The following is a 14,944-nucleotide window of genomic DNA, read 5'->3' on the forward strand; positions in this document are numbered from 1 at the left end:
GGTAACTGGTTTACCTAACAGGTAGCTAGTCTGCGCTACCGGCGCGAGATGGCCGCGAGCTCCCGGGCCAACCGCCGGACCGCATCCTCGGTCGTCTCGGCCCCGGTCATGGCGTCGTGCACTACCGCCTGCACCACCAGGCTGACCTGGCCATAGCGCGGGCTCTTGGGACGAGGAGCCGCAGTGAGAACGCTCGCGCGCAGGGTGGGCAGGTAGGGAAATCGTTGCACCAGGTCAGGATCTTCGTACAACGCCGCACGCACCGGCGGCAACGCGCCGCGAGTCAGAACGAGCCTTTGAACCGGCTTGCTGGTCAGGTAGGCGATCAGCCGGGCAGCCGAATCAGGATGGCGGGCGTGGGCGTTGACGGCCAGGTCAGACCCACCGAGCACGCTGGTGCCCTGACCGTCCGGACCCGGCAGTCGCACCGCCCCGATCTTCCCGGCAACCGGAGAACCGGCTGCCGACGCAACGGCATAGGCATAGGGCCAATTACGCAGGAAGAGCAGCCGGCCGTCCTGGAATGCCTGCTTCGACTCCTCCTCCTTGTACGTGAGCGCTGCCTTCGGGATCCAGCCCTCGCGCACCCCTCGGGCGAGGAATTCGATTCCCTCACGGGCCGCGGCAGAGTTGACCGTCACCCGGTCGCCTTCGCCGCCGAGGATGGTGCCGCCGGCCGAATAGACTGCTTCGGCAGCGTTCACGGTCAACCCCTCATAGGGGAGGAACTGACCCGCGTAGCCGTCCAACCCGTACTTCGGTGCGACGGTCTTCGCGTCGTGCTCCAGTTCCGCCCAGGTTTTCGGGGGCGGGAGGCCCTCTTTGTCGAGGATGTCTTTGCGGTACAGCAGCAACCCGGCGTTGGTGACGTACGGGACGGCGTACAACCGCCCTTCGTAGGTCGCAGTGTCCACGACCGGCGGCAAAAAGGACGTAAGCGGAAAGCGGTTCCGGGGCAGCGGGCGTATCCAGCCCGCCGCCGCGAACTCCGATGTCCAGTTGACGTCGATGTTGAGAACGTCGAACCGGCTGTTGTCGCCGCCGCGCAGATCGGTGACCATCTGCGCATGGGTCTCGTCTGCAGAGTCAGGCAACTCAACGAGTGTGACCCGCTCCCGAGGATGGGTGCGGTTCCAGCCCTCCAGCACTGAACCCAGATAGCCGGTCAGATCTCCAGCAGTGGCCAGAGTCAGGGGCCCACGGCCCTCGTCGTCATCACCATGATGACCGTTCGACGAGACGCATCCAGTCAGAACCACGCCGACTACAAGAAGGCACCTACCCGCGGCTTTGATCCACCGCATAGGTTCCTCCCTGTACACATGCCCATCGGCATCGTCGCCAGGGTCAAATGCCATGTATACCCGTTAGGTATGGGCGATACTAGAGCCAGGCACACATTATGAGGACAGGAGGACCGCGGTAGTGCGTCTGCCCCTCCTCGCACTCCTCGCACGGGGACCGGCCCACGGTTACGAACTCAAGCAAGGCCTTGAGCAACTCCTGGGCTCCGCGTACCCTCAGCCGAACGTCGGCCAGATCTACGTAACGCTCGGCCGGCTCGAAAAACAAGGACTCATCGAGGGCGAGGACATCGAACAGTCCAGCCGGCCCAACAAGAAGGTCTACCGCCTCACAGAGTCCGGACAGGAAGCGCTGCGCGCCTGGTTCGACAAGCCCGAGGACGAGCCGCGGGTCCGGGACGAGTTCTTCATGAAGTTGGCCCTGGCTCCGCAAAGCGGCATCGCCGACCAGATCGCCTTGATCAACAAGCAACGGCGCCAATACCTCACCTCCATGCGCAACCTGTCGAAACTGTCCGCCACCGAAGACCGCGACAACCGCATCGCCCATCTCCTGATCGAGGGCGCGATGCTGCACCTTCAGGCCGACCTTGACTGGCTCGAACGGTGCCAGGAAGAGCTGGAGGAGCTGGAGTGAACGACAACCCCGCTCCCGTGCTGCGCGCCCAGGGCCTGGTCAAGACACACTACGGAGAGAGTGGCCCGGCCCACGCCGTCCGCGGGGCCGATCTATACGTCCGCCAAGGCGAGTTCGTGGCGATCACCGGCCCCTCCGGAGCAGGCAAATCCACGTTGCTGCATCTGCTCAGCGGGCTGCAGCAGCCCGACACCGGCAGCATCTGGCTCGACGGCGAGCGCACCGATGCCTGGCGGGAGTCCCGCTGGGCGGTGGAACGGCGCAAGAGGATCGGCATCGTCTTCCAGTTCTTCAACCTCGTCTCCAACCTGTCCGTCGCCGACAACGTGGAATTGCCCGCACTCCTCGCCGGTGCATCGCCCAAACGCGCACGCGCCGAACGGGAAGAACTGCTGGCCGAACTCGGAATCACAGGCAAGGAACGCAGTTTGCCAGCTGAACTATCAGGCGGCGAACAGCAGCGCGTCGCCCTGGCGCGCGCCCTGGTCAATCATCCGCCCCTGCTGCTGGCCGACGAACCGACGGGCAGCCTGGACAGCAGAGGCACGCGCGAGGTCATGCGGCTGCTGTCCCGGTTCCACCAGCGTGGGCAGACGATCGTACTCGTCACCCACGATGCCCGGCTGGCCAGCGCCGCGGACCGAGTGATCAGCTTCTTCGACGGCCGGATCGCCGACGATGCCACGCTCGAAAGCACCCCGTCCCATCGGCAGGGGGCATCCGGAGTATTGAGACTCCACGACTGACGTGCAGACGTACGACAACCCTCGAAAGGGCTGGATCTGATGCGCGCCACTTTGCGCTGGGCACATTCCGACCTGCGCGCGCACCGCGGAGAGGCGCTCTTCCTCGTCCTCGCCACCGCAGGCATCGTCGCGTCGCTGCTGCTGGCCACCGCATTGTTCGGCTATGCCACCAACCCTTGGCAGCGTGTCTTCTCGCAGACCCACGGGGCCCATGTCTGGATCCACACCAGCAGGTCCACCGACCTCGGAAGACTGGCAGCTGTGGACGGCGTCGAATCCGTTACCGGACCGTATGCCACAGCTGCGAGCACCCTCACCTCCCGCGGGACGCGCGCCTCCGTAGAGCTTCGGGCAACATCCACCACCCTCCCCGCTGTGGGCCGCCCCCTCATCACCTCTGGCCACTGGCTGAACCCCGCAGCCCCCAACGGCGTGGTCCTGGAAAGCCGGCTCGCCCGTGCACTGCTCGCCGCTCCCGGTGACACGCTTTCCCTGCCTGAAGGAACAAGAAAGGTCACTGTCGTTGGCATAGCCGACAGCGCCGAGGCCCGCTACCGTCCAGGCGAACAGCCCGGGCTCGTATGGGCACTTCCAACGATCGTGCGCCATCCGACAGGGCAAGTCATCGGACTACGTCTGATCAACCCCGCTGAGACGGACTATGCCGTCCAGCGTGCCGTGACCATCCTGGGATCTGGGGCTATCGGCGAAGTCTCCACCTGGCAGCAGGCACGCGCAGAAGCACAAGGCGACAACCGGCTCCTCGGCCAAGTACTGGGTCTGTTCGGTCTGGGCGCACTCGTGGCCGCCGGATTCGCCGTCCACGGAGCGATCGCCACTCGTATCCGCGGACACCTGCGCGACATATCAGTCCTGAAAACCATCGGCTTCACTCCGAGCCAGGTCGTCCGCGTTTTCCTCAGCCAGCACATCGCGTACGCATTCCTCGGTGCCATCACGGCGACCACCGGCACGGAAGCGCTGGGAAGCCATGTCCCGGGCCGTCTCGGCGAGGCAGTCCGCATGTGGCGCGTCCTGCCCGGACATACGGCAGCGCAGTTCGCCATCCCCGCAAGCGCGGTCCTGTTCATCGCGGCAACAACAGGGCTCGCGGCCTGGCGAGCTGGCCAGGTACCACCTGTACCTGGAACACGACCAAAAGTTCACACGGTCGAACAATTCTCACACACCGAGCAGAATGCTACGAGGCCCACCCATCTGCCCCGAAGGCGTGTGCTGGACGCCGTCCGCCAAATACTGGAGTCTCAGGCCGCCCGGACCTGGTCAGGACACCAACTGTCGGCGCTGATGCGGCGAACCCTCAGTGCCCGAGTGCCAGCCGCACTGGTGCTGGGATGGCACGCCGCCTTTACCCGTCCGGTCCGCTCTCTGACGACCGTAGCCCGCCTCGCCCTGCCCCTGCTGCTGATCGTTGTGGCGATGAGTGCCTGGACCACCATCGACCGCTTCCACAGCGAGCCGGAAAAGATGGGGATACCGACCGTCCTGACTGTGCACACCCGCAAGGCATTGAGCTACGCAGAAGCCCGCAGTGTGCTGCAGCGCGACCCACAAGTCGTATCGGCCTATCCGGGGGTCGAGGTTGCTGCACTGGTTCCGGGACAGACGTCCACAATCGCTCTGCGCGGCTTGGGCACCCACGACTCCCCCTATCCCTACGCCGTCGTCGAAGGCCGGAGCGCCCACACCAGTGACGAGGCCGTGGCAGGACAGGGTCTCCTCGACCTGCTCGACGTGAAAGTCGGCGATTGGGTACGCATGACAGTCGGCGACCAGCCACAGATCCTGCACATCGTGGGCCGCAGCATCGAACCGCAGAACGGCGGCCGTGTCATTTCCACCTCGCTCGACACCCTCCGCGAGAACGACCCTCATCTCACGCCGACGCTGTACCAGCTCCGTCTGCGTCCCAGTGCCGATCCACACGCCGTCGTCCGCCGGCTCACCACAGCCGGGCACGAACAACTGGACGTACATATCGCGACCAACCCCGCTGACGAGCTTTCGCCTCTGCGCGGAGTCGTGGCCGGTCTCATTCTCGTGCTCGGCCTCATAGGGCTCGTCGAGATGCTCACCGCGATCGGTGGCACCATCCGCGAGAGCGAACGCGACCTGCTGGCCCTCAAGGCAATTGGCCTGTCACCGCGCCAGATCACCGCCATCACGATGACGACCACAGCCTGCACCGCCTTCGTGGCCTTCGTGGCAGGAGCCACCATCGGCACGCCACTCGCCCACTGGCTGATCGATGCTCAAGGAAGGTCAAGCGGTATTGGGGCGGGAATTGCCCAGAGCCCGTCACCGACGACGCTTGGTCTCGTCGGAGCCGCTACGGTACTGGGTGCGGCAAGCCTCGCGGCATTTCCTGCAGCACGGTCGGCACGACAAAGGCTGACTGACACGCTGGCCGCGGTGGCCTGACTCTCCGCTTCCGAGTCCTGCGCGGCACTTTCGGCGCTGCGCCATGAAATCGCGGTAAGCCGTCCAAGAGCTACACCCCGATTTCCCCAAAGGGCAGTCTTGTTGGCCTCTTCGCCGGTTTCTGCGCGATACCTATTCCGTCAGAATGTAAATGCCTGGGCAGATCGCGAGAGCCCCGGGTCAGATCTGCGGCTGGGCCGATTCAGACACACGACCGCCCGGGCCTGCGAACCCCTCTCTGCCGTTGCAAGGGGGACGGGTCACGCGCGTCCCCGTTCTGACGCGTAGTTCTGCTCGGAGTGGGAGTCTGGCCGTGGGCCACCAACATCTTTATACGCATGCAGTCTTCCCCGTATGGGCCTACGTGGCTGTGTGCATCGGCTTCTTCCAGGGCCGGGCATGCTTGGCCCGGTTCCGAGCCTGTCGAACAAATCGGGCGTGGCTCATCCTCGGAAGCCTGGCACTCGGGTCCGGGCTGTGGGGTATGCACGTGATCGCCCTGCTCGGGTTCGGCGTCACCGGGATGCCTGAGAGTCACGATGCCACTCTGACCATCGTTTCCGCACTGCTCTGCCTCGGTGCAGTCACGCTCGGTCTGTCCCTGGCGGACGCATTCCATACCTGGCAGGGGCTCGTGAGTGCTGGCACTGTGCTGACAGTCGGCCTGACCGGAACGCAACTGCTGAGCATGGCCGCCCTGGACGCGCCCGCCGTATTCCACTGGTCACTGGGAATCGCACTGATCTCTATCGTCCTGACCGGACTAGGGGCCGCCGGCGTTGTGTGGCTGGCTCGCACAGCCGTCTCCAGCGCTCTGACCACCGCGGCTGCATTCCTTGCGGCGGCGCTGCTGTGCGCTGCGCAGTACACCGGCCTCGGTGCAGCGACCGTAACACCGGCCACTGAGCTGTCGGGTCATGGCAGTGGTGCTTTGAGCGGAGCGGGCCTCGCTGTTCCGGTGGCGGCCGTCCTGGGCATGGTCATCCTCACAACGGCATTCAATCTGTATGTCACTCCGATCCAGGACATCCTGCACAACCGCACCCTTCCGGCCACGTGGGAAGCACAGACTTATCCGCCGCCGGCGGCGATACCCACCCCTGCTGTCGTACGGGTCATCGAACACTCCACAGCCATCCGGCCGGCGCCCGACGTTGCCATCGAAGCTGGTCCCGTAATGCAGACCGTCAGCTAGGGCGAAGGCCACCCCAAGGCCAGATTCGGCTGCCGGCCCGCCCCGGTGCGGGCCGGCACAGCCAACGACTCCACGCTGGCGACAGCACCTGAATGCCAGACGCCACCAAAGACTCCCTCGCCGGGCAGAGCTTTGATCCGCGTTCACTGTGCATCGTCAGGAGAACACTGTCGCCGACTTGCCAGCGATCACGTGGCAATAGGTCACAGAGCGCCTATCCGAATCGCATAGGCCACAGCATGTGTACGGTTGCGCAGGTTGAGGCGTCTTGTGACCGCAAAGATGATGTTCTTGATCGTGCGCTCCGAGTAGTTCAGCTTGGCCGCGATCTCTGTCGTGTCCAAGCCGTCAGCCAACAGCCGCAACACTTCGATCTCGCGGCTCTCAAACCCGCCGGGGAGCGCCGAACCCGTCGTATCGCGCAGTAGAGCACGCAGTTCCTCGATCACAGACCTGAGGAGCTCCCCCGGCATCTGAGCCCCGCCCGCACGGCTGTTCAAGACAGCCTGGAGTATCTCGGCAAAACCGGACTGAGCCCGAGGCAAGATACTGACAAGCCCGTACCGAACGGCGCGGGCCAAACGTGGCTTGCTGATGCGGTCGGCAACGAGGACGATCCTCATCCCGGGATTCGCCGACATCGCCGATGCTGCTTCCATCCAGGACATGACCACCTCGGTGACCTCGTTCGCCAGGACCAGAACGACATCCGCGCCTGTTGCCTGTTCGGCAGCCAGGACCGTCATCCCCTCCGAACGACGCAGCAGGACTTCGACGCCCTGCAACGACACCGGATCGGCCGCTCTGACGGCAATCGATACCGAGGCGGGAGTTTTCTCCTTGTTGGTCAACTCAGGTCCTCCAGGATCGGCACGACATGGTCTCGACGCACGATCGTGAATGTGGGCTCAACGAGCAGCGGCCTCGCCGTTGAACTGCAGACAGGTGGAGACCGTGGTTTTCTCCGGGTGCGCAGCACCAAGTGCGGCACGAGTGTGACGATTCCGCACTGCGCCCCGGCTCGTCGGTCAGGAAAAGCGCATGTCACAACGATGTAGCGGCCGCTCAGTGTCAGTTCTAGGCCTCAACTCGAGTGGCAAGTACAGCCGGCACATCGACCAGGCACCGATATCAAGGCACACATCACCGTCACTGACGGGCCGAAGAGTGTGGCATCTGCTGCTTCGGGCCAATGTGTGCCGGGGGCGCTATACACACCGATGTCCCCGACCGGATGCTGGATCCCGCAGCGGAGCAGTAATGATCTCTCCCCGACAGTGCACAGCCGTGCACGTCGACAGCGGCATCCACCACCAGTCTCGACAGCGGTGAGGCGGTACGGCTACAAAGCTCGAACACCTTCCAGTGGTGCTCTGAAGCGAGCCAAGACAGCAACTGCGGTGTAGCTGAGACAGTCTCGTACCGCGAAATGTGAAGGATACGTCTGGACGGAACGTCGAGCACTCGCAAGGCACATGTCGTCGTGCGACGGCTCTGTGCGAACACCTGCACTTCGACGCACAGTTGCCTCGCCGCATCAGTCGCATAACCGTCCATGCTCACCGTCGTTCCATGCGCAAGCTTGCTCGTTCCGAGGGACCCTACAGGCGCCCTTCGACACTACCGTTCACAACTTGGCCCTAGGCGTTCACCCTTACCCTTTCGGGCCGCATCGTTGCGCGATCGACCAAGAGCTGGCTGTTCCTGTGGAATTGCATGCGAACCGACGCTGTTGTCTACCGCGGCATGGCCAGGCACCTTGCAGGGAAGCACACTGCCGCAGAGGAAAGCCGATCGACGCAGATCCACATTGCTTCGCGGCTGGCCACCCGGCATCTCGCCTCGGGTGCGCCTCGCTCGTCTCGCCCGAAGATCGGAGACAATGCCGTCATGACACGTTGGTTCCGTCGGCACTGGGCTGAGGTTGACTCCTGGTTCTACTTCGAGGTCGACGGCGAAGGGATGCTCACCCGTCACATCGAACTGCGCGGTCCTCTCGAAAGGCCCCTGGCGGCAGCCTCATTGACGGAGTGGCAGGCTGCAGAGCTGGCCGGAACGCTCGATGAATACGCATTGACATTCGGCACACCAGCTGGACTCTTCGTAGAGGCGTCGGTCGCAGATGCCACCGAGTCCCTCAGCAGCGACGCGTTCGAAGCGGTCTGGCGGACGGCCAGAGCAACGTGTCAAGCGCGTGCTCGGGCCCGCTCAGCTTCCTGATCTTGCGAGGTACGTTACCCAGAGGCTGCTACAACCCACGCCAGCACACACCGGCTCAGGACTTGTACAGTTCCCAAAATCGAAAGACCGTGGACTCGTCCAGACAGTAGGAATATCCGCTCACATCTGAGTGAATGACTGCGTACTGCTTCCCCTGCCACAGCGGAAGCATCGGCAACTGTTCCGCCACAATGTTCTGAATCTTCTCGAAGTCCTCATCGGTCTCCGATCGGTTGCTCTCAGCGGCAGTTCGCGGAATGAGCACCTGAGTTATGGTCGTGTTGACGAACTTGTTTCCCAGCACGTTCCCTGAGCCGAAGAAGGGTGCGGTGAAATTGTCAGGGTCCGGATAGTCAGGGACCCATCCCTTGACGTAGACGCCATACTGCCCTGCGGCTATGCCCTTTTCGTACGCGTCGAAGGAAACAGACTTCATGCGAGCATCGAACAGGCCGCTCGCATTGAGTTGCGCTGCGATCTCCGCGATTTCATCGTCAGTAGCCGGCCCGTAGCGGGACGGGGTGGACCACAGAGTCAGCTGCACCTTCTCAGTGATGCCGTCCCCTCTTAGAGCAGCAGCTGCTTTCGCGCGAGACGGGGCATCACCGTAGCGATCGAAGAAGGAAGTATTGTGACTTCCTATACCACTCGGAATGATCGAATACAACGGCGTCGCCGTGTTCTGATAGATCTTCTGCATAAGCGCATTTCGGTCGATCAGATAAGCTATCGCTCGTCGCACGCCAAGCCGTCGCACCACCGGGTCATTCATGTTGAAGACCAGGTCATGAACTTCGGCACTGTTGCCTTCGACAACGCGGATTTTCCCATGCTGATTCTGGCTGTCAAGATTCGCGATGTCCTGGGCGCTCAGGCCCCGGAATGCCACATCGATCCGACCGCCCAAGAGGGAATCCTTCAGGGCGCTCCGATTCCCGTGGTAGAAGCGAAGAGTGACACCCGAGTTCTTGACCTTGACAGCGCCTTTGTAGGTGCTGTTGACGGAGAAGATCGCCTTCTTCTTGTCGAACGAGTCAAGCTTGTACGGCCCAGATCCGATCGCCGTGTGCTCCCGGCGCAGGGCTGCAGCGTCGTACTCGCGGCTGTCGACGATGGCCCCGGCGCCAGAGGCAATTTTGCTGGGGAAAGTAGCATCGGGTGCACCGAGTTGAAAAATCACGGTTCTGTCGTCCGGCGTCTCGACACGCTTGAGCCCTTGGAACATGACAGCTGGACCAGCCGGGTCATCGATCTTCCGCACACGATCGAAGGAGAACTTCACGTCCCGGGAAGTGAGAGGGTCACCATTACTGAACTTGAGGCCGGTTTTGATGGTGCATCGATAGACTTCACTGCGAGTGTCCGTGAAAGAGCAACTCTCAGCTGCGTCCGGCTTTGGTTCCGTTCCCCCATTGGGGAAACTGAGCAGCGACTGGAATACGTTGTTGAAAACAATCCAGGATCCCGGGTCATATCCGGATGCGGGGTCAGTAGCCAGAACTTCGTCAGACATTCCGATGACCATCTGGGAGGCGCCCGCGGTACTGATCCCGGATCCACAACCAGTCAACAAGGCGAACGTGAGCCCCATCGAGGCCGGAAAGACCGTCCACTTTCTGTACTTGCTCACTTGAAAAACCTCTGTTCAGATTCCATGTGCACACTTACCGGAAGAGGTGGTGGGCAAGAATTGACGGCGGCCTGCTGGCTCAAGACACAGACGCCCACAACAGCGCATTTCTATCATTTTCCTCGGCACAAAATGGGACGGCGAGAGGAATTGGGATCTTTAGGGCAATAGGAGGTGGCACAGAGGGCAGTCCGGAGCTACACCCGACGCTTGCGCAAGGCGGTCCCAGCAAACCGAGGGGGCTGGACCGGAAAACGGGACGGCATGGGCTGTGGTGCGACGTGCGACCCGAACTCCGACAGGGGGCGCCCGAGGAGGTCGCCGATTTCGAGCCGGATCTGCTGATTGACTCGTGCTCGACGCCACCATCTCGGGTGACGGTACCCCCGTTCTTGGGACTCCAGGTGGCAGCGGGAGGCCGCCCGCTGCCCTTCGACCGCGAGGCGTGCAAACAGCGGGACATGATCGGGCGCTGCATCAATAAGCTCAAGCAGTCTTCACCAGAACGCCTATGCGCCAGGACACTCTGATGCAGGTCATCGGGAGCGGTGCCGCGAGGTCCATGACGTGAGCTTCTCCATAGCACAGCGCGACGAGTATCGCGTAAGGATCAATACGGGGTCCCTACCTGGACGGCCTGGACGTCTCACTCACCGGCTAGGAGCTGTCCTGGGCAATCTTTGTTGTGAACATGGGGCGAGGTGATCTGACTGGTGCAAAGTGGGAACGGCTGCGGCTGTTCTTGCCGGTGAGCAGCGGGCGTCGTGGCCGGTGGCGGGATCACCGCCAGGTGATCGACGGGATTCTGCACCGGGCGTGGACCGGGGTGCACTGGCGGGATCTTCCCGAGCGTTTCAGGCCGTGGAAAACCGTCTACGAACGCCACCGGCCGTGGTCGGTCGACAGCACGTGGGAACGTCTGCTGGAACAGGTCCAGGCGACTGCTGATGTCGCAGGCGAGATCGGCTGGGACATCCGTTGGACTCCACCATCGTGCGAGCCCATCAGCACGCGACCGGTGGCCGCTCAAGCCTGCGCCGGCCCCTGCTTCAAAGGAGCCGAAACGCCAGAACATCAGGGCGAAACGCCGTGGCAGAGCCTGCGCGCCGACGGCCGATGTCGTCCACTGTTCCTGGTTGTCACCCCGGGCCAGCGGGCGGACTCCAGCCAGTTCCAGACCGTGCTGAAAAAGATCCGCGTCCCGCGGGTCGGCCCCGCACGAAGCCCGACAGCATCGCGGCCAACAAGGTATTCAGCAACGGCCCGTACCGCGCATGCCTGCGGCCCCGAGGCATCCGATACAAGATCTCGGAGAAGACCGGCAGCCGGTCCGGTCACCTATCCAAAGGCTCATGCAGCGGACGGTCACCCGGCTTCGATCAACAGCGGCACAAGAAGCACAACACCGTCGAACGAGCGATCAACAGACTGAAGCAGTACCGAGCAGTGGCCGCGCGCTACGACAAGCACGGATACGTCTTCCTCGGCACTGCAACCAGCGTGGCTTTGCTTATCCGGCTTCAGAGTTGAGCATCGACCTCATACTGCGATCGGCCGATACGCCAAAGCCTGATCAACTACTTCATCAGCCAAGAGCTCCCGCTCCGGAGGCCAGAAGACCAAGTTGATGACATGACCGAACGGGCATCCCAGGGCTGTATCGAGCCTTTCCAGCCAGCCGTCCACCTCATCGTCTGAGGCGTAGTCCGCTTGCACGATCCGCTGCACGAGCGCGACCATCTCCGCGCCTTGCCCACGTTGCAGGGCGGGGTGGTGCATCAGGCGCTCGACACACTTTCGGTTGACCGTGTGATCGAGAAGCCGCTCAGTTCCGCATAGACGCGGCAGGGCCCGACCAGCCTGGTGCGCATGCCTTGTTTCGGCTGAACTGGCCTTCAGGAACAGTCAGAGGGGGAATCACAACGGCAGACGTGGACGCACGACTCGCCGCTCCCGCCCTCACTGCGCTGCGGGACTGGGCTCAAGATCGACGCGGTCAAGAGTCGCGGTGAGATTATCGAGCCGGTCCCGAAGATCCCGAATCTCGTTCGGGTCAAGGCCACTAGCAGTCACGATGCGTCGTGGAACATCCATCGCCTGATCACGCAGGGCGTTACCGGCATCGGTGAGGCGAACCGTGACAGAACGCTCGTCGTCCATCGAACGCTCTCTGTGCACCAACCCATTGGCCTCGAGGCGCTTGAGCAGGGGAGAAAGAGTGCCCGAGTCCAGACGGAGATGATCACCGATCTTCCTAACAGGCAAAGGGCCATGCTCCCACAGCACCAGCATGACGGTGTATTGCGAGTAGGTCAGCCCCAGGTCCTTGAGAACCACGCGGTACACGCTGCCGAAGGCCCGGGAAGCGGCATGCAGCGAGAAGCAGATGTGGCGGTCGAGCCGAAGGGGGTCCTCGGCGAAGCCAGCTGAGACAGCGGTCATTCCACAAGGATAGCCCCCAAGCCATTAGATTGCGGTCAACTTAATCGTGTGCTTCACTCTTCATGTCGCACCACCACCAATAGAGAGAGACCCATGGACGCGCTGTACACCGCTGTCGCCACCGCCAACTCCGCCGGCCGCGAGGGCCGCGCCGCTACTTCCGACGGCCGCCTCGATCTGGTCCTGGCACCGCCGAGGGAACTGGGGGGCACCGGCGAGGGAACCAACCCCGAGCAGCTGTTCGCCGCTGGCTACGCCTCTTGCTTCGCCAGTGCGGTCAGCCTGGTCGGGCGGCAGCAGAAGGTGAACACCAGCGACATCTCAATCACTGCCGAGGTGTCCATAGGCAAGGACGACACCAGTTTCGCCCTCTCGGTCGTGCTGCGAGCCGAACTTCCTGAAGAGCTCGACAATGCCACTGGCCGCAGCCTCGTCGAGCAGGCCCACCAGCTCTGCCCGTACTCCAAGGCTACGCGCGGCAACATCCCCGTCGAGCTCGTGGTGGAGTAGCAAGAAGCGCCATGCCCGGCCGTTCTCAGCGCGCCGGCCGAAACCCTGCGCGGTGGAGCAGCCTTTAACAGCTCCACCGCGCAGGGCTGTTTCCGACGCGGCCAGGCGTGCACGGCCTGAGCCAAGTGACGCGGTGCCTAGGAATGGGGTCACAGACGCCGCTGACTGCATCGGTGTAACCAGCAGGAATCGGAACGCTCCGGCAATGATGCATCGCTGACGGCCATCCGTCTTCAGCCCAGAGACGCCCGCGCGCCGGGCTCGTCCTTGCGGCCCACGGTCCGACGGATTGGACCGAGCAAAATCCCGATGTCGGCCGAAGTGCCGCCGCCCGACCTCACCAGCGCCGAATCGACATCCTCCTCGGCTCAAAGGCTGGGGGTTCCCGTCTACACGCAGCCGGTCGGCTGGATGCTTCGCTGGGTTCCTGCTTCTTCCGCATGGGGTACGTATTGCGCGCTGTGCTGGCATGGGGCTGGTCTTACCTGCGCCCCCCCGGGCGTTTTGGGTCTGCGGCGACCTTAGATCCTTTCGTGCGGACACTGCAGGCCACATTCGCGTCACAGCCGGACAAGTCCATTCCCCGATGGCCAGAAGCATGGACCCGTCCTTGCCCCCACAGGCGGAGCAAATCTGCAAGGAGGGGAAGAACCCGTCTCCAGGGGTGAAGGTCCACCCGCACCAGTCGGCCTTGCACTCCCGAACCGCCACGAACTGGGCCGAGCTGGCGTCGTGGACGAACGTGGCCAGGCGTGTGTGGGCAAGACCTTTTAGCGTGAGGCCTTCGAGGTGTACAGCTTGGTTCTAGCGGACCAGCATCGTGGAAAGCCTGTGATGGCCCCTACGCGCATCGGCGATCCCGGCATGGGCCCGTGCCACCTTCAGTACGGCCTTCTTACGTTTCCCCGCCCCCTAAAGGGTGTTGCGCAAGGCTGGGTGTGGGCAGGTCAGAGTGGGTGAGCGGGGTCGTCTGCTCATGGTGCGAGAACAAGGTTGTGCATGGGGGGCGACGGCCTGGACCGTGTGATGGAGACCCTCGCCCCGCTGGCGGCAGCCGCGCAGGATCTTGTGGTTCTTCAGCCGGCCGATGACATGCTCCACTCGCGCACGGACCCTGCGGTGCTCGGCGTTGTCGTCCTCCTCGGCCATAAGGAGAGGCCGTCCGGGACGTTTGCGGTGGGGCACCGCCATCTCGCAGGTGAGACAGGCGCCGTCGCCCAGCACGGTCACGCCCCGGCAGTGCCGGCTCAGCCCGGAGGTCCGCCCGGCATGGGCATCCGCGGTCGTCCCCGGCACCGGCCGGGCGGCCGCGACCACCAGCCGGGGGCAGCGTCCACGATGACCTGCACGTTCGCCGAGAACCGGCAGGTACGCAAAGAGGCCGCCACGCTCCGGTCCCGCACAGCGATCAGCGTGCCGTCCACGATCCACAACCGGTCCGCAGCCTCCGCCGGAGGGCTGACCGGCTCGATGGTGAGCAGGGGCCCAGTCGCCGGACGACCCGGCACACGGTGGAGGAGGAGACACCGAACAGCGGGCCGAGCCGGCGCATCGTGAGGTTCGTGCGGTAGTACACCGCGACCATCAGCACCCGCTCGGCCAACGGCAACGACCACGGCCGGCCCCGCAACGTGCCGTCGCCGCCCCGCTCCCGCACCACCCTCAGCAGACGAGCAAACTGCGTCACCCGCAGCCCCGCGAACGTCTCCACCCACACCCGCTCAGCCCTTAACACCCCAGCCATACAGGAGAGATGCCCAGCTCAGAACCTTGCGCAACACCCTTTAGGGGAGTGCAACTCAGGATCTGCCGCACTTT

At 63.5% G+C, this 14,944-nt stretch carries 12 protein-coding genes and 1 pseudogene; 7 read left to right on the top strand and 6 right to left on the bottom strand.

Translation table 11 applies throughout. From position 1 onward, the window contains the following. Positions 1–35: 35 nt before the first annotated feature. Complete coding sequence (locus ACICHK_RS42675; RefSeq protein WP_406841698.1) at positions 36–1,304, bottom strand: ABC transporter substrate-binding protein; 1,269 nt, start codon at positions 1,302–1,304, stop codon at positions 36–38. 121 nt (positions 1,305–1,425) lie between these two features. Between ACICHK_RS42675 and ACICHK_RS42680 the strand changes: the two genes are divergently transcribed. From ACICHK_RS42680 to ACICHK_RS42695, 4 genes are all read left to right on the top strand, one after another. Beyond that, entirely contained in the window at positions 1,426–1,941 is a 516-nt protein-coding gene (locus tag ACICHK_RS42680) for a PadR family transcriptional regulator (protein WP_406841700.1), read from the top strand. Then, positions 1,938–2,687, top strand: coding sequence for an ABC transporter ATP-binding protein (locus ACICHK_RS42685; protein ID WP_406841701.1), 750 nt, complete (start codon positions 1,938–1,940; stop codon positions 2,685–2,687). Before ACICHK_RS42680 ends, ACICHK_RS42685 begins: the two co-directional genes overlap by 4 nt. 39 nt (positions 2,688–2,726) lie before the next feature. After that, the gene (locus ACICHK_RS42690; protein WP_406841703.1) at positions 2,727–5,129 is read left to right on the top strand and encodes an FtsX-like permease family protein; all 2,403 of its coding nucleotides are present in this window, start codon (positions 2,727–2,729) and stop codon (positions 5,127–5,129) included. Positions 5,130–5,280: 151 nt separating this feature from the next. Beyond that, complete coding sequence (locus ACICHK_RS42695) at positions 5,281–6,324, top strand: MHYT domain-containing protein (protein ID WP_406841705.1); 1,044 nt, start codon at positions 5,281–5,283, stop codon at positions 6,322–6,324. Positions 6,325–6,527: 203 nt separating this feature from the next. Here the strand turns inward: ACICHK_RS42695 and ACICHK_RS42700 are convergent, their stop codons facing one another. After that, positions 6,528–7,175 (bottom strand): response regulator transcription factor, encoded by a 648-nt coding sequence (locus ACICHK_RS42700; protein WP_406841707.1) that lies wholly within the window; start codon positions 7,173–7,175, stop codon positions 6,528–6,530. Between the two features lie 1,039 nt (positions 7,176–8,214). On the opposite strand from ACICHK_RS42700, the gene ACICHK_RS42705 reads away from it, so the two are divergent. Continuing rightward, positions 8,215–8,544 (top strand): hypothetical protein, encoded by a 330-nt coding sequence (locus ACICHK_RS42705; RefSeq protein WP_406841708.1) that lies wholly within the window; start codon positions 8,215–8,217, stop codon positions 8,542–8,544. A gap of 55 nt (positions 8,545–8,599) precedes the next feature. Here ACICHK_RS42705 and ACICHK_RS42710 read toward each other — a convergent pair whose 3' ends face one another. After that, a complete protein-coding gene (locus ACICHK_RS42710) occupies positions 8,600–10,174 on the bottom strand; it encodes an ABC transporter substrate-binding protein (RefSeq protein WP_406841709.1) in 1,575 nt (524 codons plus the stop codon). 691 nt (positions 10,175–10,865) lie between these two features. Between ACICHK_RS42710 and ACICHK_RS42715 the strand changes: the two genes are divergently transcribed. Continuing rightward, positions 10,866–11,606, top strand: coding sequence for an IS5 family transposase (locus ACICHK_RS42715; protein WP_406841711.1), 741 nt, complete (start codon positions 10,866–10,868; stop codon positions 11,604–11,606). Positions 11,607–11,713: 107 nt separating this feature from the next. Here the strand turns inward: ACICHK_RS42715 and ACICHK_RS42720 are convergent, their stop codons facing one another. Both ACICHK_RS42720 and ACICHK_RS42725 read right to left on the bottom strand, forming a co-directional pair. Further along, entirely contained in the window at positions 11,714–11,914 is a 201-nt protein-coding gene (locus tag ACICHK_RS42720) for an e9imm peptide (protein ID WP_406841712.1), read from the bottom strand. Between the two features lie 219 nt (positions 11,915–12,133). Then, positions 12,134–12,616, bottom strand: a complete 483-nt coding sequence (locus tag ACICHK_RS42725; RefSeq protein WP_406841714.1) for a MarR family winged helix-turn-helix transcriptional regulator — start codon at positions 12,614–12,616, stop codon at positions 12,134–12,136. A 93-nt stretch (positions 12,617–12,709) separates the two neighbouring features. On the opposite strand from ACICHK_RS42725, the gene ACICHK_RS42730 reads away from it, so the two are divergent. Further along, entirely contained in the window at positions 12,710–13,126 is a 417-nt protein-coding gene (locus tag ACICHK_RS42730) for an organic hydroperoxide resistance protein (RefSeq protein ID WP_406841716.1), read from the top strand. A 974-nt stretch (positions 13,127–14,100) separates the two neighbouring features. Here the strand turns inward: ACICHK_RS42730 and ACICHK_RS42735 are convergent. Further along, positions 14,101–14,870: pseudogene (locus tag ACICHK_RS42735) on the bottom strand (transposase family protein). Positions 14,871–14,944: the final 74 nt, after the last annotated feature.

Origin of the sequence: Streptomyces sp. AHU1, assembly GCF_045343905.1 — a bacterium.
Taxonomy (GTDB): Bacteria; Actinomycetota; Actinomycetes; order Streptomycetales; family Streptomycetaceae; genus Streptomyces; species Streptomyces triticiradicis.